General features: G+C 72.0%; 16 protein-coding genes. 8 read left to right on the top strand and 8 right to left on the bottom strand.

Features of this window, described 5'->3' with window-relative positions:
- Positions 1-89: 89 nt before the first annotated feature.
- The 3 genes from ACZ6JS_RS09695 to ACZ6JS_RS09685 are packed head-to-tail and all read right to left on the bottom strand — an operon-like array spanning position 90 to position 5,562.
- Positions 90-1,844, bottom strand: a complete 1,755-nt coding sequence (locus tag ACZ6JS_RS09695) for a SulP family inorganic anion transporter (protein WP_469297090.1) — start codon at positions 1,842-1,844, stop codon at positions 90-92.
- A complete protein-coding gene (locus ACZ6JS_RS09690; RefSeq protein WP_469297089.1) occupies positions 1,844-4,558 on the bottom strand; it encodes a cation-translocating P-type ATPase in 2,715 nt (904 codons plus the stop codon). Before ACZ6JS_RS09690 ends, ACZ6JS_RS09695 begins: the two co-directional genes overlap by 1 nt.
- Positions 4,559-4,611: 53 nt before the next feature.
- Entirely contained in the window at positions 4,612-5,562 is a 951-nt protein-coding gene (locus ACZ6JS_RS09685; protein ID WP_469297172.1) for a polyphosphate kinase 2 family protein, read from the bottom strand.
- 471 nt (positions 5,563-6,033) lie between these two features.
- On the opposite strand from ACZ6JS_RS09685, the gene ACZ6JS_RS09680 reads away from it, so the two are divergent.
- Together ACZ6JS_RS09680 and ACZ6JS_RS09675 are read left to right on the top strand one after the other, a co-directional pair.
- A complete protein-coding gene (locus tag ACZ6JS_RS09680) occupies positions 6,034-7,596 on the top strand; it encodes an alpha/beta fold hydrolase (RefSeq protein ID WP_469297088.1) in 1,563 nt (520 codons plus the stop codon).
- Between the two features lie 12 nt (positions 7,597-7,608).
- Complete coding sequence (locus ACZ6JS_RS09675; protein ID WP_469297087.1) at positions 7,609-9,219, top strand: alpha/beta fold hydrolase; 1,611 nt, start codon at positions 7,609-7,611, stop codon at positions 9,217-9,219.
- A gap of 27 nt (positions 9,220-9,246) precedes the next feature.
- On the opposite strand, the gene ACZ6JS_RS09670 is transcribed toward ACZ6JS_RS09675, so the two are convergent.
- Positions 9,247-12,105, bottom strand: coding sequence for a peroxidase family protein (locus tag ACZ6JS_RS09670; RefSeq protein ID WP_469297171.1), 2,859 nt, complete (start codon positions 12,103-12,105; stop codon positions 9,247-9,249).
- A gap of 337 nt (positions 12,106-12,442) precedes the next feature.
- On the opposite strand from ACZ6JS_RS09670, the gene ACZ6JS_RS09665 reads away from it, so the two are divergent.
- Entirely contained in the window at positions 12,443-14,524 is a 2,082-nt protein-coding gene (locus ACZ6JS_RS09665) for a trypsin-like serine peptidase (protein WP_469297086.1), read from the top strand.
- A 221-nt stretch (positions 14,525-14,745) separates the two neighbouring features.
- Here the strand turns inward: ACZ6JS_RS09665 and ACZ6JS_RS09660 are convergent, their stop codons facing one another.
- The gene (locus ACZ6JS_RS09660; RefSeq protein WP_469297085.1) at positions 14,746-15,090 is read right to left on the bottom strand and encodes a hypothetical protein; all 345 of its coding nucleotides are present in this window, start codon (positions 15,088-15,090) and stop codon (positions 14,746-14,748) included.
- Positions 15,091-15,228: 138 nt separating this feature from the next.
- On the opposite strand from ACZ6JS_RS09660, the gene ACZ6JS_RS09655 reads away from it, so the two are divergent.
- Positions 15,229-15,969 carry a class I SAM-dependent DNA methyltransferase gene (locus ACZ6JS_RS09655; protein WP_469297084.1) on the top strand — a complete coding sequence of 247 codons (741 nt, stop codon included), beginning with the start codon at positions 15,229-15,231 and terminating at the stop codon, positions 15,967-15,969.
- 7 nt (positions 15,970-15,976) lie between these two features.
- Here ACZ6JS_RS09655 and ACZ6JS_RS09650 read toward each other — a convergent pair whose 3' ends face one another.
- Positions 15,977-16,612, bottom strand: coding sequence for a TetR family transcriptional regulator (locus ACZ6JS_RS09650; protein WP_469297083.1), 636 nt, complete (start codon positions 16,610-16,612; stop codon positions 15,977-15,979).
- A 98-nt stretch (positions 16,613-16,710) separates the two neighbouring features.
- Between ACZ6JS_RS09650 and ACZ6JS_RS09645 the strand changes: the two genes are divergently transcribed.
- Together ACZ6JS_RS09645 and ACZ6JS_RS09640 are read left to right on the top strand one after the other, a co-directional pair.
- On the top strand, positions 16,711-16,902 hold the full coding sequence (locus tag ACZ6JS_RS09645) for a hypothetical protein (RefSeq protein ID WP_469297082.1): 192 nt from the start codon (positions 16,711-16,713) through the stop codon (positions 16,900-16,902).
- Positions 16,899-17,180 (top strand): DUF4190 domain-containing protein, encoded by a 282-nt coding sequence (locus ACZ6JS_RS09640; RefSeq protein ID WP_469297081.1) that lies wholly within the window; start codon positions 16,899-16,901, stop codon positions 17,178-17,180. The genes ACZ6JS_RS09645 and ACZ6JS_RS09640 overlap by 4 nt, the downstream gene beginning before the upstream one ends.
- A 289-nt stretch (positions 17,181-17,469) precedes the next feature.
- Here ACZ6JS_RS09640 and ACZ6JS_RS09635 read toward each other — a convergent pair whose 3' ends face one another.
- Both ACZ6JS_RS09635 and ACZ6JS_RS09630 read right to left on the bottom strand, forming a co-directional pair.
- The gene (locus ACZ6JS_RS09635; RefSeq protein WP_469297080.1) at positions 17,470-17,844 is read right to left on the bottom strand and encodes a hypothetical protein; all 375 of its coding nucleotides are present in this window, start codon (positions 17,842-17,844) and stop codon (positions 17,470-17,472) included.
- Positions 17,845-18,123: 279 nt separating this feature from the next.
- Complete coding sequence (locus ACZ6JS_RS09630) at positions 18,124-18,501, bottom strand: FKBP-type peptidyl-prolyl cis-trans isomerase (protein WP_469297079.1); 378 nt, start codon at positions 18,499-18,501, stop codon at positions 18,124-18,126.
- A gap of 612 nt (positions 18,502-19,113) precedes the next feature.
- Here ACZ6JS_RS09630 and ACZ6JS_RS09625 point away from each other — a divergent pair.
- Together ACZ6JS_RS09625 and ACZ6JS_RS09620 are read left to right on the top strand one after the other, a co-directional pair.
- Positions 19,114-20,505 carry a DUF5685 family protein gene (locus tag ACZ6JS_RS09625; RefSeq protein ID WP_469297078.1) on the top strand — a complete coding sequence of 464 codons (1,392 nt, stop codon included), beginning with the start codon at positions 19,114-19,116 and terminating at the stop codon, positions 20,503-20,505.
- A gap of 319 nt (positions 20,506-20,824) precedes the next feature.
- Complete coding sequence (locus tag ACZ6JS_RS09620; RefSeq protein ID WP_469297077.1) at positions 20,825-22,339, top strand: DHA2 family efflux MFS transporter permease subunit; 1,515 nt, start codon at positions 20,825-20,827, stop codon at positions 22,337-22,339.
- Positions 22,340-23,591: the final 1,252 nt, after the last annotated feature.

Raw genomic sequence — 23,591 nt, 5'->3', positions numbered from 1 at the left:
GTCCTCCGGAGCCATGGTCCCGCGGCGCGGCCGTACCTGCCATCCGAGCCGCAGGCCTCTCGTACCCGCCTGTGGCGCGGCGGCCCCCATCAGCGGTCGCCGTCCGTCCACTCGGCCCCCGTGAGCCGGCGGAACGCGGCGACGGCGGCCCCCACCGTGGGGAAGAAGTGATCGGGATCGATGGTGCGGGTGAGCTCGAACCGCTCGATCTTCCGCCGCACCGGGTCCTTCAGTTCGGCGAACACCAGGTGGATGTGGTCCGCGTTGAGCGCCTCGTCGAGGTCCTCGAGGACATCGGCGGCGGTGGTGTCCACGTCGGTCATCGGCTCGGCCGCGATCACGATCCACCGCGGCGGCGGATCCGCATCGGCCAGTCGCCTGATCTCGTCGCGGAAGGTCCTGGCGTTGGCGAAGAAGAGCGGCGCGTCGAACCGGTAGATCACCAGGCCCGACAGCTGCCGGGCCTGCGGGTAGGAGCGGACATCGTGGTAGCCCTCCAGCTCCGGCACCCGTCCGAGGACGGTGTGGTACGGCCACCACGCGCGCCGGAAGACGTTCAGGACGGACAGGGCCACGGCGACGGCGATCCCGGGCAGCACGCCGAGCAGGGCCACGCCGGCGAACGCCGCGCAGCACAGCAGGAACTCCGTACGGCTCTGCCGCCACAGCCGCACGGACCCGGGGACGTCGGCCAGGGACAGCGACGCCGTGATGACCACGGCGGCGAGGGCCGGCTGCGGGAGGTCGCGGAACAGGCCCGGCACCAGCACCAGCATGAGGACGATGAGCACCGCCCCGACCACCCCGGTGAGCTGTGTCCTGGCCCCCGCCCGCTCCGCCACCGCCGTGCGCGATCCGCTCGTGCTGACGGGGAACCCCTGGAAGAGGCCGGCCGCCAGGTTGGCCACGCCGACACCCGCCATCTCCTGGTTGCCGCGGACCTCCTGCCCCGTCCGCGCCGCGAACGCCGACGCGTTGGAGATCGTGTCGGTGAGCGACACCAGGGCGATGCCCAGCGCACCGCCCACCAGCAGCGGCAGGTCTGCGGGCCGTACCTCGGGGACCGTGAACGGCGGGAAGCCCTCGGGCAGTTCCCCGACCAGTGCGACGCCGCGCCCGCCCAGGTCGAAGAAGACCGCCGCGCCGATCGCCAGGACCACCATCACGAGGACCGCCGGGACCTTCGGCAGGAAGCGCTGCAGCACCAGGATCACGACGATCCCGCCGATGCCGACCGCGGCGGCGGCCGGCACGGCCGCCCCGTCGGCGAGCATGCGCACGAAGCCGGCGAACTCGCCGATCAGGCTGTCCGCCTCGACGGTGAAGCCGAGCAGTTTCGGCAGCTGTCCGATCAGGATGGTCAGCGCCAGACCGTTCATGTAGCCGATCATCGTCGGCTTGGAGATCAGGTCGGCGATGAAGCCGAGCTTCGCCACCGAGGCCAGGATCATGACGGCCGCCACCATCAGCGCGAGCACCGACGCCAGCCCCACCGCCCGGTCGGGATCCCCGCCGGCGGCGACCAGCGGCAGGACGGTCGCCGCGATCATCGGCCCCAGCGCGGAGTCCGGGCCGAGCACCAGGATCCGGGAGGGCCCGCACACCGCGTAGCCGAGCAGGCAGAGGACCGTCGTGTACAGACCGGTGATCGCCGGCAGGCCCGCCAGCTCGGCGTACGCCATGCCCTGAGGCACCAGCAGCGTGGTCAGGACGACCCCCGCCACCAGGTCCTTGAACAGCCACTCCCGCCGGTAGGTCGCGACCGAGCGGATGCCGGGCACGGCCCGCACCCGGGAGACGAGCGTGCGGTTCGGGTGCCCGGCCGGCGCGGACCGCCCTCCCATCAGGTGCCTCGCGACCGGCGGGCCACGAGCTTGCCCAGCTCCCACAGGAGCAGGAGGGCGACGGCGGCGAGCAGCGCCCAGCCGAACTGCCGGGCGTCGATCTCCGTCGTCCCCAGGAGGCGCTGGAAGCCGTCCACCTGGGTCACCAGCACCGCCAGCACGAACTGGGCCAGCGCCACCCAGTTCATCTGCCTGCTGTCGAAGGTGGACGTGGTCAGCACCGAGTCCGTCTCGCTGCGGCACTCGAACGCGGCCACGATCAGACAGAGCGCGAACGCGGTGAACGCGATGGACCGACCGGTCTCGACGCTTCCGAAGTGGGCCTTGCCGAGCGTGATCAGCCCCAGCAGGACGACGGTGATCGCCAGCCCGCCGAGTCCGACCGTGACCAGCACGGGCCGGGTGAGCACCGACTCCCCGCGCGGGCGCGGTGTGCGCCGCATCAGCCCGGGACTCTCCCGGTCGAAGCCCAGCGCGAAGCCGAAGGAGGCGTTGACCACGAAGTGGATCCACAGCACCTGCGGCGGGGTGAAGGGCTCGCCGGCGGCGATGTTGAACACCGTGGCCCCGAGGAAGGTCAGGACGAAGGTGACCAGCAGGAGCAGGACGAACCGGATGTACTTGGTGAGGTTGTCGTAGATCCTGCGGCCCTGCTCCACGGCGTAGACGATGGTGGCGAAGTTGTCGTCGGAGAGGATCATGCGTCCGGCGTTCTTCGCGACGTCCGTGCCGCTGCCCATGGCGATGCCGATGTCCGCGGCCTTGATGGCGGGCGCGTCGTTGACGCCGTCCCCGGTCATCGCCACGACGTCGCCCCTCTTCTTGAGCGTGTCGGCGAGCAGCACCTTGTGCTCGGGCGCGACCCGCCCCACCACACCGATTCCGTCGATCCGGGCGACCTGCTCCTCCTCGCTCAGGGCGGCGAAGTCGGCGCCGAGGATCGCCTCGCCCGGGATGCCGAGCTGCCGGGCGATCGCGGCGCCGGTCGTGACGTCGTCACCGGTGACCATGCGGACCCGGATGTGCCCCGCCCGGGCGGCGGCCACGGCCGCCCTGGCCTCCTCGCGGGGCGGGTCGACCATGCCGACGAGACTGGTCATCCTCAGCTCCGTGACGTACGCGAGCAGGTCGCCCTCCGGATCGAAGGCGGCCGGGTCCAGGTCCCGGGTCGCCGCGGCCATCACCCGGCGTCCCTCACCGCCCATCCGCTCGGTCTGCTCCTCGGCCCGCGCCGCCAGCGCGGCGTCCCACGGGACGGTCCGGCCCGCCGCGAGCGCGGTGGCCGCCCGCGCCACCACCGCCGGGACAGCACCCTTGACGAAGCACCGCACGACCTGCCGTCCCGAGGCGTCCCGGGCCTCGTTGAAGGTGGCCATCAGCTTGTACCCGGGGTCGAACGGCAGCGTGGCCAGCCGCGGCAGGCCCTCCCGGGTGGCGTCGGCGTCCAACCCGGCCTTGTGCGCGAGCACCAGCAGCGCGCCCTCGGTGGGATCGCCCACCACCTCGCCGTCCACCAGCTTCGCGTCGCTGGCCACCACGTACGGCAGGATCGCGTCCTCGATGCCGGCGGAGGAGCCCGCCGCGTGGTGGATCCTCCCCTCCAGCCCGTACCCCGTGCCCGACACCGTGTACCGGTCCGTGGGGCTCAGCACCTCGACGACGGTCATCTGGTTCATCGTCAGGGTGCCGGTCTTGTCCGAGTTGATCGCCGATGTGAACGCCAGGGTCTCGACCGACGGAAGTTCCTTGACGATCGCGTTCCGCTTCGCCAAATTGAGACTGCCGACGGACAGGATCGCCTGCGTGACGGTGGGCAGGGCCTCGGGGATCGCGGCGATGGCCAGGGAGACCGCGCTGACGAACAGGGCGTCCCACGCCTGGTCCCGCTGCCGTCCCAGGGCGAACATCACGATCATGGTCAGGCCCGCGGCGGCCGTGATCCACAGCGTCAGGGTGTCGAGCTCCTTGGTGAGCGGCGGCACCTCCTGCTCGGTGGCCGTCAGCATTCCGGAGATCTTGCCGAGCTCGGTGCCGGAACCGGTCGCGGTGACGACGAGCACGCCGCTGCCGTGCGCGACCGGCGTGTTCATGAACACCATGTTCGTCCGGTCGCCGGGAGCCGGCAGTGAGCCCGCCAGCGTGCCGGAGTCCTTCGCCGCGGGAACGCTCTCGCCGGTGAGCGCCGACTCGTCGATCTGCAGGGCGCTGGCCTCGACGATGCGCCCGTCCGCCCCCACCTGGTCCCCGGCGGCGATGAGTACGACGTCCCCGACGACGAGCTGCTCCGCCGGGATCTCGGCCTCCCTCCCGTCCCGGCGCACCCGCGCCGTGGCCTTCATCATCGACTGCAGCGCATTCATGGCGCTCTCGGCCCTGCCCTCCTGGCGCAGTCCCACCACCGCGTTCAGCAGGGTCAGCACGATCAGCAGGACTGCGGTGGTCCACTCCCCGATGAGCAGCGAGACCACCGCCGCGGCCAGCAACACGATCTGCATGTAGCTGCGGTACTGCGCGAGGAACCTGCGCCAGGCCGGGGTCCGCTCCTCCTCGGGCAGCGCGTTCGGACCGTGCGCGGTCAGGAGTTCCGCGGCCCGCGCCGCGGACAGGCCGACGGCCGGGTCGACGCCGAACGCGGCCGCGACCTCCTCCGGCGTGCGCGTGTACCAGGCGTCCACCGGAGCCCGGGGCCGCCCTCCCGCAGATTCCGCCCGCACCGTCATCGTCCTGCCTCCGATCCGTGGCCGCGGATGCGCCCGGGACGCCGGTCTCAGCCGCGCTTCTTCTTCCCGGGCCGCCGCGGGTCGGCGTACGGATCGGCCGCTGCTTCTTCTTTCTGCAGCTCTCGCCGGGTGAGGAGCAGCGCCTTGCGCGCCTCTTCCCCCACGTCGGGGTACTGGGGATCGATGTCCATCAGGGTGTGCGCGAGGACCGCCGCCGAGCAGATCCGCGCGAACCACTTCCGGTCGGCCGGCACCACGTACCACGGCGCCCACTTCGTGCTCGTGGCCGACAGCATCGCGGAGAAGGCGTCCTGGTAGTCGTCCCACCGGGCCCGCTCCCGGACGTCGGCCGCGGAGAACTTCCAGTTCTTCTCCGGCCGGTCGATCCGCTGGAGGAAGCGGGCGCGCTGCTCCTCCTTGGAGAGGTTGAGGAAGATCTTCACCACCTTGAACCCGTTGTCCGTGAGGTAGCGCTCCCAGCGGTTGATCTCACGGTAGCGCCGGTCCCACACGTCGGGCCCGCACGCGTCGGACGGCAGATTCTGCCGGACGAGGTTGTCGGGGTGGACCCGAACCACGAGTACTTCCTCGTAGTGCGAGCGGTTGAAGATGGCGATCTCGCCGCGCGCCGGCAGCCGGCGCGCGTACCGCCACAGGTAGTCGTGGTCGAGCTCCTCGGCGGAGGGCACCTTGAAGCTGCTGACGCGCACGCCCTGGGGGTTGACGCCGCTCATCACGTGGCGGATCGTCCCGTCCTTGCCCCCGGCGTCGATGGCCTGCAGGCAGAGCAGCACGCCGTACGTGTCCTGGGCGGCCAGCCGCTCCTGGTACTCGGCGAGCAACGACACCCCGCTGCGCAGCAGCTCGGCGCCGTCCCGCTTCTTCAGACCTGCCTTGTAGCGGGGATCGAAGTCCCGATCGAGGCGTACTTCGGACCCCGGCTTCACCCGCAACGGCTCGATGAAGTCCGCGATGCGCTCGGCTCTCTCGTCCGACATCATCCATCAGTCCTTCGCTGGACCCGTGGCGCTGCTGCGGCACGCGGTGTCGGACGCCCGCCCGCGACCGTAGCGCGCCGGGCGCCTCGTGCTCATTGTCTGCTCGCCCGGCCAAGATCGCCCGTCCCGCCGGGCCCGCGCCGGGAAACAGGACCGGCAGGAGGACGCCCGCCGACGGCGCGGGCGGGGCGTTCCGGGGGCGGTGGGGCCGTGGTGACTCCGGCGGGGCGGGCGGCGGGCGCTCGGCTCGGCGCCACCGCCGTACGGTCCCCGTCGTCCGGACCGGCGACCCGCGGCGCCACCGGGCGGACCGGGCCCGGCCCCGATCCACCGGACACCCCCGCGGCCGCCGGCCGGCTCCGCGTGCGCGCGTACGGTCCAACCGGTAGCGTCGAGGACGAGCGTTCCGCCCCAACCGCTGCGGCCCGGCCCGGCAGGTCCGCCGCCGATGTCGGCAGAGGAACGAAGTCCATGCCAAAGCACACCATCCGCGCGGTGTCCGCCGTGGCCGCTCTGGCCTGCCTGACCGCAGTCGGCCTCGTCCCCGCGGGCGCCGCAGTCACAGGCCCCGCACCCGGCACCACTGTCTCACCCGCCTCGCCGGCCTCCCGCTTCGTGCCCGGCACCTGCCCGCAACCGCCCGAGCCCATCGAGGCGCTCGGCGGTGCCCGCTGCGGCGTCCTCGAAGTCCCCGAGAACCGCGCCCGGCAGGGCGGCCGGACCATCGAGCTGGCCGTCGCCGTCATCCCCGCCCTCAACCCCGCGAAGCCCGCGCGGGAGCCCGTGGTGTTCATGGCGGGCGGCCCCGGCGCCGACACCTTCGACGACATACCGTTCCTCGTCGACTCCGGCCTGAACAAGGACCGCGAACTGATCGTCATGGCCCAGCGCGGCAACCTCTACGACCGGCCGAACCTCGCCTGCCCGGAGGTCGACCGGTTCAACGCGCAGTCCGTGGGCCTCGGATACGACGCGCCACAGGCGAAGACGCTCCTGCTGAAGGCCGTCGAGGAGTGCCGCGACCGCCTGACCTCCCAGGGCGTCGACCTGAGCACCTACAACACCACTGAGAACGCGGCCGACTTCGCCGACCTGCGCAAGGCACTGGGCATCCCCCTGTGGAACGTCTACGGATACTCCTACGGCTCCGACCTGGCCCTGACGTATCTGCGCAGGCACCCCGAGGGAATCCGAGCCGTGGCGATCGACTCGGTCACACCGCCCCAGTACGCGACCCTGCCGTGGACGTGGAGCAGCGTCGCCGAGGGGATCGACAACATCTTCGACGCGTGTGCGGCACAGCCCGCCTGCAAGGACCGCTACCCGGACCTCCGCCGTACGCTGACCGAGCAGGTCCGCAGGCTGGAGGCGCAGCCCCTGACCCTGGACGTCCCGCCCCCGGACGGAGGAAAGCCCGTCAAGGTCGTCCTCGACGGCGGCGCACTGCTGAACCTGATCGTCGCCTACACACCCCGGCCCAAGGACGTCCCCGCGGCCCTCACCGAACTCGCGGCCGGAAACCCGGAGCGCTTCGCGCAGGCCCGCGCGGCCGGCTCGGTCCAGAACGTCGGCATGTTCGCCCACGGCCTGACGAACTCCGTGGCGTGTGCCGAATGGGCACCGGGCTATACGGAGGCCGACGTGCTCGAGGCGGGGCGCGAGGCCTTCCCCGGCTGGCCGGCCACGGTCCTCGCCCAGGCGCCGCAACTCCCGTTCCAGTACCCGGTGTGCCGGCTCTGGAACGTCCCGGACCGCGCGTCCGTCCAACGCGTCGCCACCGCCAGTGCCCTCCCTGTTCTCCTCATTTCCGGCACCTTCGACGTGAAGACCGGGGCGAGCTGGGCCAAGGAAGCCGCCCGCACCCTGCCCCGCTCGACCACCGTGCGAGTCCCCGGAATCGGCCACTGGGTGGTCCCGCAGTCCCCCTGCGCGCAGCGCGTACTGGCCTCCTTCCTCGACCGTCCGACCGCCCCGCCCGACACCGGCTGCGTGGACGGCCTCGAACCCCAACCGTTCACGATCATCCCCGAATGACCGGGAGGGCAGATGACCTTCGCCCGTGCGCCCCGCCGTCACCACCCCGCAGGACGTCTCGCCCCGTCATCGGCCGGCCTGGCGGCCGCGCTCCTCCTCGCGGGCCTCCTCTCGGCGCCCGCCGGGGCGCAGGTCCGCACCGCCACCGACCCCACCCCGGGGGCGCCGATCGGCACCGTCGCCCGGACCGCGGGCGACGCGACCTACGAACCGGGCCCGTGCCCGAAGACACCGGAACCGATCAAGGCGCTCGACGACGCCCGCTGCGGCACGCTCACCGTGCCGGAGAACCGCGAGAAGCCCGGTGGTCGCACCATCCGACTCGGCGTCGCCATCGTGCCCGCGGCGACCGACAGCCCCGAGGCCGACCCGATCGTCTGGCTCGCGGGCGGACCCGGGGACGACGCGGTGGGGGAGGCGCAGATGGCTATCGACGGCGGCCTGAACCGCGACCGCGACGTCGTCTTCATGTCGCAGCGCGGTACGTACTCGGCCGACCCGAACGTCCTGTGCCCCAACATCGACGAGTTCAACGCCCGTTCGGTCGGCCTGGTCTACGACGCCCCGTCCACCGAGCGCCTGCACGTCGAGGCCACCAAGGCCTGCCGCGACAAGCTCGCGGCCCGCGGCATCGACCTCAGCGCCTACAACGACATCCAGAGCGCCGCCGACTACGAGGACCTGCGCAAGACGCTGGGCATCGGCGAGTGGAACCTCTACGGCATCTCCTACGGCACCCACCTGGCGCTGGCCTACATGCGCCTGCACCCCGAGGGGCTGCGCTCCGTGGGCCTCGACGGCATCCTCCCGCCGTCCAGGGCCGGTTCGGCGGCGACCTGGAGCAGCGCCCGCCAGGGCTTCGACGGCCTGTTCAAGGCCTGCGCGCAGCAGCCGGCCTGCAACAAGCGCTACCCGAACCTGTCGGCCACCTTCGACAAGCTCGTCCGCCAACTGGAGGCCAAGCCGGTCACCACCACCGTCACGCTCCCCGGCGGCGACAAGCCGGTGAAGGTCGTACTCGACGGGGGAGCGCTGGTGAACTGGATGACCTCGGCCACACACGTGGCACCCCAGGTACCCGCCGCCCTCGACGAACTGGCGCACGGCAAGCCGCAGCGCATCGCCCAGCAGTGGGCGGGCGGCAAGCTCAGCCCCCAGGCCATCGGCCGTGTCGCGCACGGCCTCGTCTACGGCGTCTTCTGCAGCGAGTGGACCCCGTACGAGAGCGAGCAGGCGGCGCTCCGGGGCGGACAGGCGACGTTCCCGTCGTTCCCCCGCTCCGTGCAGGAGGAGGCCCCGCAGCTCACCTTCCTCCACCCGGACTGCGACGTCTGGAACGTCCCCCCGGCGCCGCCCTCCATCCGTGACGCCACGCGCGGCGACATCCCCACCCTCGCCCTGTCGGGCGGCTTCGACTCCCAGACCGGCGCGGACAACGGACCGTACGTCGCCCGCACGCTGCCCAATGCCAAGGTCGTCACGGTCCCCTACGAGCCGCACGTGGTGTTCGCGACGTCGAAGTGCGCCCAGGAGATCACCGTCTCCTTCTTCGACAACCCGTCCGCACCGGACACGGCATGCCTGAAGACCCTCGAGGCACCCGAATTCGAGATCGCCCCGTAGGCGTGGGGCACCGTGCCCGTGCCCGGCTCACCCTCCGCCGTTGCCGTTCCGGACCGGCGCCACCGGCCGCCAGGGGGCGAAGGCGCTCGCCCCGCGCGGCAGGACGCCGGCCAGCTCGGGGCAGTGCCGCAGGATGACGCTCGTCATGCCGCCCCGCTCGATCCAGTCCATGCCCAGCGGTGTGTAGACCTCCGGCCGGAAGTCGACCGTGAGGAAGCGGTCGCTCTGCAGACGCCTGCTGGCCATCAGGATGAACACGCGGAAGGCGGTGTCGCTGAAGCCGAAGCCCTCGGGCGGATTCTCGGCGAACAGCCCCACCATCGTGTCGACGTCGTCCACCGACCGGTAGACGTCCCGCAGGCGTGCGACCGTCTCGGGATCGGAGGAGAGGTCCTCGAACCGCCGGATCCGCGGCTTGTGCAGGCCGGTCCGGAAGTCGTTGTAGCGCGGGACGCCGCGGCGCCGGGTGCGCACCAGGTCGATCACGGAGAGGTCGATCACCTCCCCGTCCCGCTGGAACGCCTGCAGGGCGCGCGGGAAGTTGTGCAGGGTGATCGCCCCCGGGTGGGCGATACCCAGCGAGTAGAGGGTGTTCACCAGCCCCGTCTTGCGGATGAGCGGCTCCGTCGCGGCGCCCTGGAGGGCGGCGAAGTCCAGGGTGTCGAGCCGGCGTCCGAACCGGTGGTCGACGAGCTCGTAGTCGTCGGGCATCAGGGGGTGCATCCGGTAGACGGTGACGAACTCCTCCGTCAGGGAGTACGGGGCACCGTGGTGGTCGGGCAGGGTCTTCGGGATGCCCTGCCGCCCGTTCGCCTCCAGCAGCCAGACGCCCAGCTGGTCGAGCCACTTCTTCGGCGGGCCCTGCCAGTTCGTCCGCATGCCGACGTCGAGCGTCTCGGTGGCGAGGATCGCAGGCGTCCACTCGACCGTGTGGATCTTCGCGATCAGGGCGGAGACGACCAGCCGGGCCGTGTGGTAGACCCGCTCCTCGTCCATGCGCGGATACTCGTGCCGCAGGGCTTCGCACACCGCGTTGTGCTCACGGGCGAAGAGGGTGTGCATGGCGCTCAGGCCGAGCCACCAGTTGTCGGTGAACCCGGTGAGCGGGGAGCCGTTCGAGCCGCCCGGCAGGTGCCCGTCCTCCAGCCGCAGGCCGGCGCCGCCGTCGGGCTCCCGCAGCGCCGTCGCGGCCGAGCGGTCGCCGCCGTACACCTCCGAGCCGTCCCACCAGTGCGACACGTCACTGGCGAACACGATCGGCGGCCGCCCGCCCGGCGTGGGCACCGCCTCGTCCTCGCCGAACCGCATCACCGCCTCACGCGGCCCGCCCGGGGTGTTCTGCCAGGTCTCTCCGGGCGGCATCGGCACCTCCACGCTGCGGGTGGAGACCGGAAGCCTCCTGTGCTTGACCCAGTCGTGCACCTGGAACTGGATCCATGCCGCGGCGATGATGTTCAGAGAGGTCGCGGGAATGAACGCCTCACGCCGCAGCAGTTCCCTGCTGACGGTGACCGGGTTGGGCGAGTCGAACCGGTCCGGGCGGTAGACGGGCGGCATGGTGCGGCCGAACGTCGCCCCGGCGGCTCCCATCCGCGGCGCCGACAGGTCGTTGTACGAGCCGTCGTAACTCCGCCTGACCAGCAGCTCCTCGTCGGGCGCTGCCTCCACCGGACCGGCGACGGGCGGAGCCTCGTGGGTCTCGGTGTCGATGAGGTTGTGCCGCCGCAGCGTCTGCCGGAAGGCCATCAGGTTGAGCAGGCCGAGCGGCGTGGGGAGCCGGTGCCACGGGACGAAGCGGTTCACCGTGCGGAAGCCGGCCCGCAGCGGCACCCCGAGCAGGGTGTTGCGGCGCGGCTCGACCGTCACGAAGCGACGGCCGAGGCGGTGGGCGCTGCTCGCCTCATAGGCGGCCTTGCGGGCGCGGTTGAGGTTGCCCAGGGGGCGGAAGCCCTCCGAGGTGTGCCACGGGTTGAACGCCAGCAGGTCGACCCGTGCCGCAGCGGCACGTGCCTTCGCGGTGTCGACGTCCTGGCGCGGGACGGTCAGCGTGGCCACCGGTACGACGGGTGCGACACCCTCCTGCCACTCGGCCGCACCGTCCTCGATCGGCGTGCGCCGGGCATCCACGTAGCGCTGTACGCACAGCTCCAGGACCACGTCGCCCTGACGCAGCCGCTGGGCGAGCTCGCGCCGCAGGTAGTCGGGATCGGTGCCCGAGGCGGCCGGGGCCGGCGCGGCGGACGAGGCGGGCCGCAGCTGATAGCGCACCGGTCCACGATCGCCCCACAGGATCGCGCCGCGGCTCCAGTACGTCTCCAGGGCCAGGCTCCGTACCGTGCGCCTCGTTCCCGCGACGATGTTGCGCCGCATACGGGTGGCCGCGGGCCAGCCGACCGACAGGGGCAGCTTGACGAACAGGGCGATCCCCTTGCGCAGCCGCGAGTCGGCACCCGCCATGGCCTTGGCGAAGGCGACGAACTCGCGCGCGTCGCGGGCGTGGGAGACCGGGAAGTTCGTCATCAGCAGATCGTGGGTCTCACCCGGGCCCACCTCGACGCGCAGCGCCGCACCGCGCAGATCGGGCGCGAAGTCGGCCTGGCGGACCCCGCTCGCGTTGGAGAGCCGGACCGTGACCGGGTACTCGGCGCCGGGCACGGCGAAACCCGCCCGCAGCTCCTGCGGAAGGTCCTCGCGGAACCTCAGCCGGGCGTTCTCCACGCCCAGGACCGCCTTGGCGTGGAAGGTCCGGTCGACGGCGGCGGCGCCACTGCGCCTCTTCACCTTGTGCTGCACCCGCAGCAGCTCACGCGCCAGCCGTTCGAAAACCAGCCGCTCGGCCTCCGGACTGCCGCCGGCGTATCGCTCGTACTGTTCGACCTCGTCCATGCGGACCTCTTCCAGGGTATTCACGTGCACTCCTCACGACGCTGCCCCAGCCATCGGCCGCTGTCGTGCGGAGCGGGGCAGACAGGCGAAAACCCAGGTGAACGGCGGGATGCGGGGCATCACGGTGCAACCGCGCCCGCCGCAGGGGCCGGCACCTGTCCGGCGCAGCGCCCCGGATTCTTCTGCGTCGGGACATCACCCCAGGAAGCCGGTCCGGGGCGTGCCGTCCACGCCGCTTGACGCGGTCGAGGCCGCACCCGTTGTTGTTGCGGCATCGAGAGCGCGTCCGCCTTCTGGAAGGCGTCGGAAGACCCACAGCGACAGAACGGTGAGTGGCATGCTCCCATCCAACGAATCCCCGGAAGAGCGGGAACAGCAGAAGGCGGCGGCGCAGCGCTACCGCGAGGCGTCCGCGGAGCGCAAGGACATCGAGGCGCAGCTGGCGGCCGGGGTGCGGTACCCGGACACCCCCGAGCGGATCGCCTCCCGGGCCAGCCGGCTGCTCGAACGGGGCGGGATCCCCCCGACTGCGGCGGTGGAGAGCGTCCACGCCGAGGCGCTGGACCTGCCCGAAACCCTGGAACGGGTCATCGGACTCACCAAGGACCTACAGCCGTGGAGCTTCCTGCCCCGGGGTGCCCGCGCGGCCGCCACCGTCGCCCGGATCTCGATCCTGCGGGGCGGCCTCGAAAGGCCGCACGGCACCGGCTTCCTGGTCTCCCCGCGGCTGCTGCTCACCAACCACCACGTCCTGACGGACGCGCAGACGGCACGGCGCTGCTTCCTGGAGTTCAACGCCCAGGTCACCATCGACAACGCACCCGACGCGGCGATCCGGTTCACCTTCGACCCGGACGCGTTCTTCGCGGCGGACAGGCACCTCGACTACGCGCTGGTGGCCGTCGCTCCAGCCGCCGACGGCGCACTCGCCGGCGAGAGGTTCGGATGGAACCAGCTCAGCATCCAGCAGGGCAAACTCGTCCAGAACGAACCGGTGAACGTCATCGGCCACCCGATGGGCCGGCTCAAGGAGATCGCACTGCGCGACAACGCCCTCGTGCAGCGGCTGGACGACTTCCTCCACTACCGGACCGACACCGAGCCGGGCAATTCCGGGTCCCCGGTCTACAACGACCAGTGGGAGGTGGTGGCGCTCCACCACATGGGCGTGCCGAGAACGGACTCACAGGGCCGCATCCTGCGCAAGGACGGACAGCTCTGGCGGAGCGACATCGACAGCGACGACACCATCGACTACGTCTCGAACGAAGGCGCCCGCATCAGCTCGATCCTCAAGCACCTGGCCGCACTCCCGCTGGACCCCGGTCGGCGTGCGCTGCTGGCGGAGATGGGGCCCGAATCGGGGCTGAGGCAGGACGCCGTCGCCGAGCCGGTGGAGACGCCGGTCGCACCGCTCACGCCCGTAGCAGCCGCAGCACCCGTGGCGCCGGCCCGGACGCCGGCACCCACCCCGCGGGAAGCGGCCCCCGCAGGCTCCCGGGTCGGCCTGAAGGCCCCGATGAACGCGTTCGGCGGCGGGCGGCACCTGGTCTTCCTGCACGGCAGGAGCCAGCAGGGCAAGGACCCCGAGGTGCTCCGCCGGGGCTGGACCGGCGGACTCAACCACGGACTCACCCGCGCCGGGCTCCGCACCGTCGACCCGGGAGACGTCTGGTTCCCCTACTACGGCGACCGCATCGTCGACGTCCTCGGGCAGCACGAGGCGCTGCCCGCCTCCTACGCCGACGCGCCCGCCGTGGCGGCACTGGAGGCCTTCGCAGCCCGGTCCGAGCAGGGGACGTACGAGCAGCTCGTCATGGAGGCGGCGGTCCTCGCGGGCATGCCGCAGGACGGGCAGGGGGCCGCGGAGAACATCGGCAGCACGATCGTCGGATCCCTCCAGGGCGCCCTGGGCTGGCTGGCGGCCAAGACCGACGTGGACGCGCTGGCCATCGCGACGATCTTCCGCGACGTGGACGCCTACCTCGGCGACCGCGCGGTCCGCGAGGCCGTCCTGGACCGGGTCTCCGAGGAGATCCCCCCCGAGGGCGAGCTGGTCCTGGTGACCCACAGCCTGGGCACGGTGGTCGGCATGGACCTCGTCGCCAACCGGCTCCCCCCGGGCATGAAGGTCACCCTCCTCGTCACCGCCGGCAGCCCCCTGGGGATGAACGCGATCACCAGCCGCCTCATTCCGCCGGGCACCAGCCGCCCCGGAGCCGTACGCGAGTGGGTCAACGTGTGGTGTCCGACCGACGCGGTGGCCATCGGCTGCCCGCTGGAGCCCGTCTGGGGCAAGCTGACGGAGGAGCACGCCGTGGTGAACGGCAGCGACCGCGCCCACAGCATCGAGGAGTACCTCGCCCACCCCGAAGTCGCCACGGCGATCGGCACGTTCCTCGCAAGACCCACCCCGTGACCCCCGGCCGGCCGGGCGGACGCGAGGAATCCGCCACCCGCCCGCCCGGCCACCCGAGCAACCGCACCACGGCGGAGGGACTTGGAGGAAGCGGCCGCGCCCCCCTCGCGCGATCCGTGTGCCCGGATCTGGAAGGTCCGCAGGGCGGGAAGCCCTGCGCGCACCGCTTCGGGGCGGCTCATGTCCACATCTCCCTTGGTTCCGAGGCGGTACGCCAACCCTCAGGAGGACCCGCTCGGCCGCAACATCATCGGCTTCGACCCGGTCACGGCATCGAGATCGAACGCCTCGTCCCTGTGGCCGGAGGGCGCAAGGTGATCGAGGGCAGCTACCTCACGCCCGGCGACGCCGTCCATGACGCCCACGTCGGCAAGCCGATGCCCGTCGAGTCCACCCGCAATCCCCTCGCCTGCTTCGACTCGCCCCACGACGCCCGCAGCTGCTACTGCGGCTGCGAAGAGCCGGTGGCGGGCGGCTGGTTCACCGTCGGCCACGACCTGAAGGCCCTGCACCCGGATCTCGAAGATCGGCACCGTGCGCGAGTTCATCGACTGGTTCGACGGCACCTGTGTCGACCCGACCGGCGCGTAGCCGTGCGCAACCGCCGGCCGCCCCGGGGTTCGCCCGGCACGAGCCGGACGGTCGCGCCGAAGGAACAAAAAAACGTCGACAGGGCCTCGGGCCGGCAGGCAGAGTGGCCGTCCGTGACCAGCAGCGAACTGTGGACCCGTGAGACCGCCGAGCGCTACGACGCCGAGGAGGCGCAATCGTCCTCGGCTGCCGTTCTCGAACCGACTCTGTCCTTCCTCGCCGAGCTCGCCGGAGACGGCCGGGCATTGGAGTTCGCGATCGGAACCGGGCGAGTGGGCGTCCCGCTCCGGGAACGCGGCGTGCCGGTGGTGGGCATCGAACTGTCCGAGCACATGGCAGCGGTGCTGCGGCGCAAGGTCGACGAGGACACTCTCCCGGTGGTCATCGGGGACATGGCCACCACCGTCGTCCCGGGCGGGTTCACCCTCGTCTATCTCGTCTACAACACCATCACGAACCTGCTCACGCAGGACGAGCAGGTCGAGTGCTTCCGCAACGCCGCACGCCATCTGGAGCCCGGCGGCCGCTTCGTCATCGAGCTGGGTGTGCCGCCGCTGCGTTTCCTGCCGCCCGGCCAGGTGGCGGTCCCGTTCGACGTCTCCGAACGGCACCTCGGCTTCGACACCTTCGACCTGGCCGAGCAGATCCTCGTCTCGCACCACTTCACCCGTGAGGGAGACGACGGCCACTACCGCCGCGAGAACTCCCGGCACCGCTACGCCTGGCCGGCGGAACTCGACCTGATGGCGCGGATCGCCGGGCTCGAGCCGGAACGTCGCCTCGCGGACTGGGACGGGGCCCCGTTCGACCAGGACTCCGCGAAGCACGTCTCCGTGTGGCGCAAGCCGGCCTGAGGAGTCATCACCTCGACCGGTCATCCGCCCAGTGCGCGCGCCCGATGTGGATCAGGCGCAGTTGGGCGAGGGCCGTGCCGGTGGCGGCCGACCAGTCCTCGCCCCGGAGGGACGCGGTGAGGAACGCCGAGGCCGTCATGAACATGTGGTCCACGAGCAGGCGCGACAGCATCGTCACGTCGTCGCCCTCCCAGCCCGCGCTCAGGGGTTCGGAACGGAGTGCGACCCCTATCTCGTCGGCGAAGACGTCGAGTTGTGCGGCGATGGCCCGGCGCACCGCCGGTACCCCTCCGTGGCGTTCGCGGACCAGGAAACGGACGTGTGCGGGACGGTCGCGCACCAGTTCGCCGATGAGCCGCACCGCAGCATCGCCGCGCCGCTCGGCGTCGCCGGTCGCGGCGAGTATCTCCCGCACCGTCTCGTGCAGGCTTGCCAGCGCCTCCTCGACCAGGGCGGTTCCCAGCTCGTCCATGCCCCGGAAGTGCCGGTAGAAGGCGGTGGGGGCGACTCCGGCCGCCCGGGTCACCTCGCGGAGGCCGAGGCTGCCGAGGCTGCGCTCCGACAACTGCGCCAGAGCCGCATCGAGGAGGGCGCGTCGGGTGCGGCGGCGCTGGGTCTCGCGAAGACCGGTCTCTGTGCTCATGGCGCGAAGTCAACCCGGTCACCGTCGTCCGCCGCCAGCATGATGCAAACTGAACCGGGTAGTCAGTGAACAATTGTTACCTGAATGGAGGACGTCTCATGCTCTTCCTCGTAGGTGCGCTGCTGGTGCTCGGCGTCGTCCTCGGCGCCGTGGCCCATGTACCCGCACCCGTCAGCGCGGTCGCCGGCCTCGCCATCGCCCTCTGGCTGGCCCTCTTCGCCGCCCGCGAGCATCTTTCCGGCCACCGCCGGCCCGGACGGCCCGACCACGATCCCCGAGGTGTCCGATGAGTCCACAGGCGGTTTCCCGTACCGCAGCGCGGAACCCGGCCCGCAGCCGTGACGCCGACGCGATGGCCGTCACCGGCTTCGTCCTCGGCTTGGTGGGGCTGCTCGTGATGAACCTGATCCTCGGCCCCACCGCCGTCGTACTCGGCACCCTCGCACTGTTGCGGCGCACGACCAGGCCCGGCCGGGCCCGCCTGGCCATCACCCTGGGCCTGGCCGACGTGGTGCTGCTGGTCTGCCTCGTCACGGCCGACGGGACCTGGTCGTGGAGCCTGACCTGAGCTGCCCGGCCCCGGCTGACCGACGGGCCGGCCCGGGCGGGAGACGCCCTGGCCGCGTATGGGTCGTCGACGTCGAGCGCGAGGAGCGGGCCGTGGCGATCGCCGAGCGGGCGTCGCGTTCCCCTGACCGGGCGGGAAGCCGGGCAGTGGCCGGTCGAAGTGCTCCCGCTCGCTGCGGACCCGACGGCATCCTGAGCCGCCGGACTCGGTCAGGCGAGGCCGGGGCGTCAGCCTGCCCCTGCGCGCCCCGCCCGGCCCGGCCCGTTCCGCCCGGGCCGGGCGCCGTTCGCTAAGCGGACCTGCGGCGCAGGGCCCGGCGGACCCCGTACAGGAGGACGAGCACCACGACGCCCACGACCAGGACGATCAAGAGGTTCTTGAACAGGCCGCCCTTCTTCTTGCTCTTCTTGCCCTTCTTCTTGCCCTTGTTCCCGGTGGTGGCCCGTACCTGGGACGACGCCGGTGCCTGAAGACCGGTTGCCACGTCGGCGCCGGCCAGGAGACCGCCCTGCGGCAGCGCCGCGGCGGCAGGAGCCTGCCGGGCGGCCGGAACGGCCGCCGAGGCGGTTGCCGCAGGACCCAGGAGCAGACCGGCGAGGACGAAGAGCGGGATGACCGCCGCTGCGGCCATCGGGCGCTTCTTCGGATTGCTGTTCGTTGTCACTTGTCTCCCCCAGTTCTCCCCTGCCCCGCCCGGACCCGGTGGGATCCGGAGGGCCGGGGCTGGAAAGCATCGTCGACGAGTTCGAGCGCCGTTGCAAGGACGAGGGCCGGGCGCCACCGTCGCCCGGGTGCGCGACAGGCGAGAGGCGCGCACCGTCCGTCAGTTCCTCGCGGGGGCTTCGCATTGCGCCGGGCCGGGACCTTGCCCATGCCGCCCGCACCCAGCCCCGCCGGCGGGCGGTGGCCGCCCACGACCGCCGGCTCGTCCGCCTCGAGGTCCTCAGACCACGGAGAGCAGGTCCACCACGAAGACGAGCGTGGAACCCGCCGGGATCAACGGCGAGGGCGACTGCTTGCCGTAGCCGAGGCGCGGGGGGACGACGATCTCACGCCGGCCGCCGACCTTCATCCCCCTGATGCCCCGGTCCCAGCCCTTGATGACCCTGCCGCCACCCACGGCGAACTTGAAGGGCTCGCCCCGGTCCCAGGACGCGTCGAACTCCGCTCCGGACTCGAAGGTGACCCCGACGTAGTGCACCCGGACGACCCTGCCCGGCTTCGCCTCGGGCCCGTCCCCGACAACGATGTCCCGGATGGTCAGCTCCTGGGGGGCGGCACCCCGAGGGCGCTCGATCGCGGGTCTCGTCGGTTCGCTCATCGCACCCTCGTCACTTTCCGCCGGTGTCCCTCGTACAGGCCGACTGAAGTACATCAAACCCCACGGGACGGAGTCCTGCCCGCCTCTGACACCAGGCCAGGCCCGGACCCGCGGCGCGGGGGCGGGCCCGGCCGAGGGGCGCGGGCGTTACGCGATCTGGTGATGGTGGTGGTCCAGCCGCCTCCGCTCACGTCGAGCGCCGGTGTGAACCCTGAGCGGTGACCGGTGCTGCGGGCACCGGCATCTGGACCTCCGGCACCGCCGGGCAGGCCCCCGGCGGCCGACAACATCACCCAGAACACGAGCCGCGGGAGGGGCCGGCCCGGATCCCGGGCCGGCCCCTCCGGCCGTGCGGGCAATCCGGCCCGCCGGTCGACGGCCCCTGCGGCACGGTGCGCCCGCTACCGCTACCGCTACCGCTGCACGGCGCCGCCTGGGCAGACACCCCCCGGAAGGGACCGTTTAGGATGTCGGCCGCGCGTTGATGTCACACGCGGTCGACGTCACGCCGGGTCGTGCCCCATGTGCAGTCGTGCCTCATGTGCAGTCTTGCGTCCGTGAGCCGTCGGACCGGATGCGTCCGGGGAGCAGTTCCTATGGGGGAGAACTTCGGTGTTCGGAATCATCAGGCCGTGCCGCCATCGCCTGGGCGAAGGCCTGCGTACCGAGTGGATGGCGCATCTGTGCGGGTTGTGCCTGGCCCTGCGCAGCGAGTACGGGCAGTTCGCGAGGGTGGCCACCAACTACGACGGCCTGATCGTCTCGGTGCTGACCGAGGCGCAGTCGGAGCGCACCGGGGACTGGCGCCGGGGTGCCGGTCCGTGCCCGCTGCGCGGGATGCGGTCGGCGGACGTGGCGCAGGGGGAGGGTGCGCGGCTCGCGGCGACGGTGTCGCTGGTGCTGGCCGCGGCGAAGATGCGCGACCACGCGGCCGACGGAGACGGCTTGGTGGGACGGCGCCCGGTGGCGCTCGCGGCACGCCGGATCGCCCACACCTGGGATCGTGCGGGCGTCGCGGGCGGCGCGCGACTCGGATTCGACACCTCGCTGCTGCTCGGGGCGGTCGAGCGACAACAGGACGTCGAGCGGTCGGTCGGCCCCGGTGGCTCGCTGCTGACCGTCACGGAGCCCGCGGAGACGGCGACCGCAGCCGCCTTCGCGTACACGGCCGTGCTCACGGACCGCCCGGGCAATGCAGAACCGCTGGCGGAAGCCGGCCGTCTGTTCGGTCGGCTGGCGCATCTGCTGGACGCGGTGGAGGACATGGACGCGGACGAGGCGTCCGGCGCGTGGAACCCGATCGCCGTAACCGGCGCGGATCGCGCCGAGGTGCGCCGGCTCTGCGACGACGCCGTCCGGGGAATCCGACTCGCCCTGTCCGACGCCGTGTTCGTCGACGACCGGCTGGTGCGGGCGCTTCTGGGCGGCGAATTGGAGCGTGCCGTCGATCGGGTCTTCGACCCCCGGCATCGCCACCATCGGCACCGCCTCCAGGTGCGGGGCCTGCGCGTGCTGCCCTGGCCGGGACGCCGTGCTCAGACGGAAACACCTTCGGGAGCGGGCACGGGCACGGGCACGGCCTGCGGCGTGGGAGCCCTTGCAGGCGGGGCGTCGGAGGGCGGGGTGACAGCGTCGGGCCGTCCGTCGGAGGGGCAGTGCCGGCGGTGTCGCGAGTGGGGCCGGTTGTGCGGCGGTTGCGGGCTGTGCCCCAGATGCTGCCGCTGCAACGAGGACGGCGGCCCGGATGAAGGGGAACCCTGGCAGTTCGGAGACGGCAGCCGCAGCGGCGGCTCGACCCGGGATGGATCCGGCGGGGAGGGTTCCGGTGGGGATGGCTGGTTCGGCGGCCAGGGCGGCGGCCGTTCGGGCGGGTCCTCCGGTGGCTCGGGCGGCGGTAGCGGCTCCGGGGGCTCGGGTGGTTCCGGCGGGGGCTCGGGTGACGGCTGCGGTGGCGGCGGCGGATGCTGCAACCCCTGCAAGTGCTGCTGCGACTGCTGCGACTGAACGACGACGCACCCGTCGCCCGCCCCGGCCGGGTACCGGTGGCCGGGACGCGAGGCGCGGCGGGACGACGGCGGGACGACGGCGGGACGACGGCGGGGCGGAAGGCCCGGTCCATCCGCCGAAGGAGGGCGAGCCTGCTGTCGGCCGCCGTCCCGGAGCTCGGCGCCGGCCTGCCCCGGAAGCCATGTCCCGGACGTTCCGGATCGGCAAAATGGTTTGAGCTCGGACCGCGGCACCGACAGGATCGGGGAACACCGATGAGTTCTTCCCGGCGCCGCGGTCTGTCAGTGTGACCCGCCCACATGCGGAGGACACTCACATGACGGAAGGCACCATGCCCGCCCCACACGCAACGCCCACGCTCTCGCCCGCCCGTGTCACCGCCGTGCTGCGGATCCTCGTGCTGTCCACGTTCGTCGTCCTCCTCAACGAGACGATCATGGTCAACGCGATCCCGCGGCTCATGCGCGAATTCGAGGTCACCGCGGCTGCCGCGGGGTGGCTGTCCACGGCCTTCATGCTCACCATGGCTGTCGTCATCCCGGTGACGGGATGGTTCCTCCAGCGGGTGACGACCCGGACCGCCTTCACCCTGGCCATGGCACTGTTCCTCGCCGGCACGGCCCTGGCGGCGGCCGCGCCCGCCTTCCCCGTACTGCTGGCCGCCCGCGTCATCCAGGCCAGTGGCACCGCCGTCATGATGCCGCTGCTCATGACGACCCTGATGACCCTCGTGCCCCCGCACGACCGCGGGCGTGTCATGGGCAACATCACCCTGGTCATCTCCGTCGCACCCGCCCTCGGCCCCGCCGTATCCGGCGTTCTGTTGCAGTTGGGGTCATGGCGCCTGCTGTTCCTGGCCGTGCTTCCCATCGCCGGAGCCATGGCCGTGTTCGGCCGGCGCAAACTGATCAACATCGGCGAGCCGCAGGCCGGTCCGATCGACTGGCCGTCCGTCCCCCTGGCGGCAGCGGGCTTCGGCGCACTGGTCTACGGTCTCAGCGGGCTCGGCGCCGGGGACGAGGCCCAGGGCCCCGTGCCGCCGGCGGCCACGACCCTGGTCGGCGCCGTGCTGGTGGGCCTGTTCGTATGGCGACAGCTGGCGCTGCAGCGCTCGTCCGCGCCGCTGCTGGACCTGCGCGCCCTGACGTTCCGGTACTTCTCCGTGGCGCTCGCCCTGATGTGCCTGTCCTTCATGGCACTCATGGGTGCGTTCATCCTGCTGCCGATCTACCTGCAGGAGGTGTGCGGCCTGACCTCACTGCAGACCGGCCTGCTCCTCATCCCCGGCGGCCTGACCATGGGCCTGCTCGGACCGCAGGTCGGCAAGCTCTACGACCGACTCGGCGCACCGCGCCTGGTCGTACCCGGAGCCGTACTCACAGCACTCTGCCTCGCGCTGTTCGCCCTCACGGGCGAACAGACCTCGCCGTGGCTGGTACTCGCCCTTCACGTGGCTCTGAGTGCGGGCATGGCGTTCGTCTTCACCCCCGTCTTCACCTCCGGCCTGTCCGTACTGCCGCCCCACCTCTACCCCCACGGCTCCGCCATCCTGGGCTCGCTCCAGCAGGTCGCGGCCGCCGCCGGCACGGCCCTGGTCATCAGCGTCATGTCGGGACAGGCCGCCACGGCAGCCGCCGGGGGCGCCGACACCACCGGCGCCCTCGCCACGGGCATCCGATGGGGATTCGGTGTCGGTGCCGCGCTCGGAGCCCTGGCCGTGCTGGTCGCGTTGCTGATCCGCACCCCGCCCGCCCCTCAGCAGCCGCCTGTGCCGGACGTCCAGGACGAGGACGGCACCGCCACGAACAAAACCGCCCACACACCCACCTGACCCGCTGGACGATCATCCCGGTGCCCCCCCGCCGCACGAGGGGGCACCGGGATGACTGCTGTGTCGCCGCTCTGAGCCGGGCAGTCTCCAGCCCGCGGACTGCTGCCTGCCGCCCCTCCAGATCCTCGCTCGGCCCTGCCCCGCCGCGCGGTCCTCGCGCGGCGGGGCAGGGGCGTACGGCAGCGCCCGGCCCGTGGAAGGAAGCCACGGTGCGTGAGGATCAGCCGTGGTGTGCCGCGCAGGTGGCCATCCGGAAGCGCGTCCCGATCCGACGCGGGTGTTGATGGCGTCCACGTGCCGGGACAGGGTCGGCGGCTGATATCGAGGAGCTCGGCGACGGCTGCCTCGGTGACCCCGGGCCGGAGCGGCTCCCGGAGGCGCCTGTGGAGCGGTCGCAGGACGCAGGGCGCGCGCTCGTTCAGGTGCATCGGCGGTGCCGTGCGCCAAGAGGTCTCGAAGAGATCCGCGAGCGCGGTCAGCAGGCCGTCTCATGTTCGGCGATAACGACCTGGCCGACGGCCGTGCGGGCGGGCGCCGCTCTGCCCACCACCGCCTTCATCGCCGGGGAGAGGGCCCTTCACGTGGCCGTCCAGGACGCCCTCGCCCATCAGGAGGACCGCAGTCCGGAGGACGACCCGGACAGGACCACGACGTCCCTGATGCCTTCCGTGCCGAATTCGTCGGCAGCCGCGCTCTCGACCGCCTGGCGTACCGGTCCCAGGGGCGGGTGCGAGGGGCGGGTGCGGGCTCGGCCGGGCCGCTTGCTTCTTCCCCTTCGACGCCCGCAGCGTCGAGGCCCCTACGGGACTTCCGGCGCCGGGTCGCGATCGTGCGGCCGGGCGGCGTTGCGGATTTCACCGGGCCGGCCGACAGCCGCAGTGTGCGTCCGCTCCCGCGTTCCCGCCTTCCCCCGTTCCGGCGCGGCCCCTTCGCAGGGTGGCCGGATCCGCGCCGCCGCCTGATTCCTGGTGCAAAGCACCCTACCCGCCGAACTGGAGTACGGACTCGCTCAGGCGATGGTATTTCGCCAAGTGGCCCTTTCTGTACAGCTCCTGACGGTAACTATTCTGTCACTATTAGGTAATGTGATAGAAAAGTTTGAGTTGCGGCTGTGAAGAGATACTGCCGCAACAGGGTGTGACGCATGCCCCGAGGACGTGGCACCGACGTATCCCAGCCACACCCGCCCCCACCCCTGGACCGACCCGACCGACCACACCGCGCCCCGGCCCGAAGCCGCGCAGGCGCAGGA

It is taken from the genome of Streptomyces sp. NPDC046349 (genome assembly GCF_055587885.1).
Note: the sequence above shows the minus strand (reverse complement) of the source record. Positions and strands in the feature narration are given on the sequence as shown.

Bases quoted from the DNA above. Each gene is read 5' to 3' on its own strand.
- ACZ6JS_RS09695 (WP_469297090.1), bottom strand. From the start codon at position 1,844: ATGGGAGGGCGGTCCGCGCCGGCCGGGCACCCGAACCGCACGCTCGTC.
- ACZ6JS_RS09685 (WP_469297172.1), bottom strand. From the start codon at position 5,562: ATGTCGGACGAGAGAGCCGAGCGCATCGCGGACTTCATCGAGCCGTTG.
- ACZ6JS_RS09680 (WP_469297088.1), top strand. From the start codon at position 6,034: ATGCCAAAGCACACCATCCGCGCGGTGTCCGCCGTGGCCGCTCTGGCC.
- ACZ6JS_RS09675 (WP_469297087.1), top strand. From the start codon at position 7,609: ATGACCTTCGCCCGTGCGCCCCGCCGTCACCACCCCGCAGGACGTCTC.
- ACZ6JS_RS09670 (WP_469297171.1), bottom strand. From the start codon at position 12,105: ATGGACGAGGTCGAACAGTACGAGCGATACGCCGGCGGCAGTCCGGAG.
- ACZ6JS_RS09665 (WP_469297086.1), top strand. From the start codon at position 12,443: ATGCTCCCATCCAACGAATCCCCGGAAGAGCGGGAACAGCAGAAGGCG.
- ACZ6JS_RS09650 (WP_469297083.1), bottom strand. From the start codon at position 16,612: ATGAGCACAGAGACCGGTCTTCGCGAGACCCAGCGCCGCCGCACCCGA.
- ACZ6JS_RS09645 (WP_469297082.1), top strand. From the start codon at position 16,711: ATGCTCTTCCTCGTAGGTGCGCTGCTGGTGCTCGGCGTCGTCCTCGGC.
- ACZ6JS_RS09640 (WP_469297081.1), top strand. From the start codon at position 16,899: ATGAGTCCACAGGCGGTTTCCCGTACCGCAGCGCGGAACCCGGCCCGC.
- ACZ6JS_RS09630 (WP_469297079.1), bottom strand. From the start codon at position 18,501: ATGAGCGAACCGACGAGACCCGCGATCGAGCGCCCTCGGGGTGCCGCC.
- ACZ6JS_RS09620 (WP_469297077.1), top strand. From the start codon at position 20,825: ATGACGGAAGGCACCATGCCCGCCCCACACGCAACGCCCACGCTCTCG.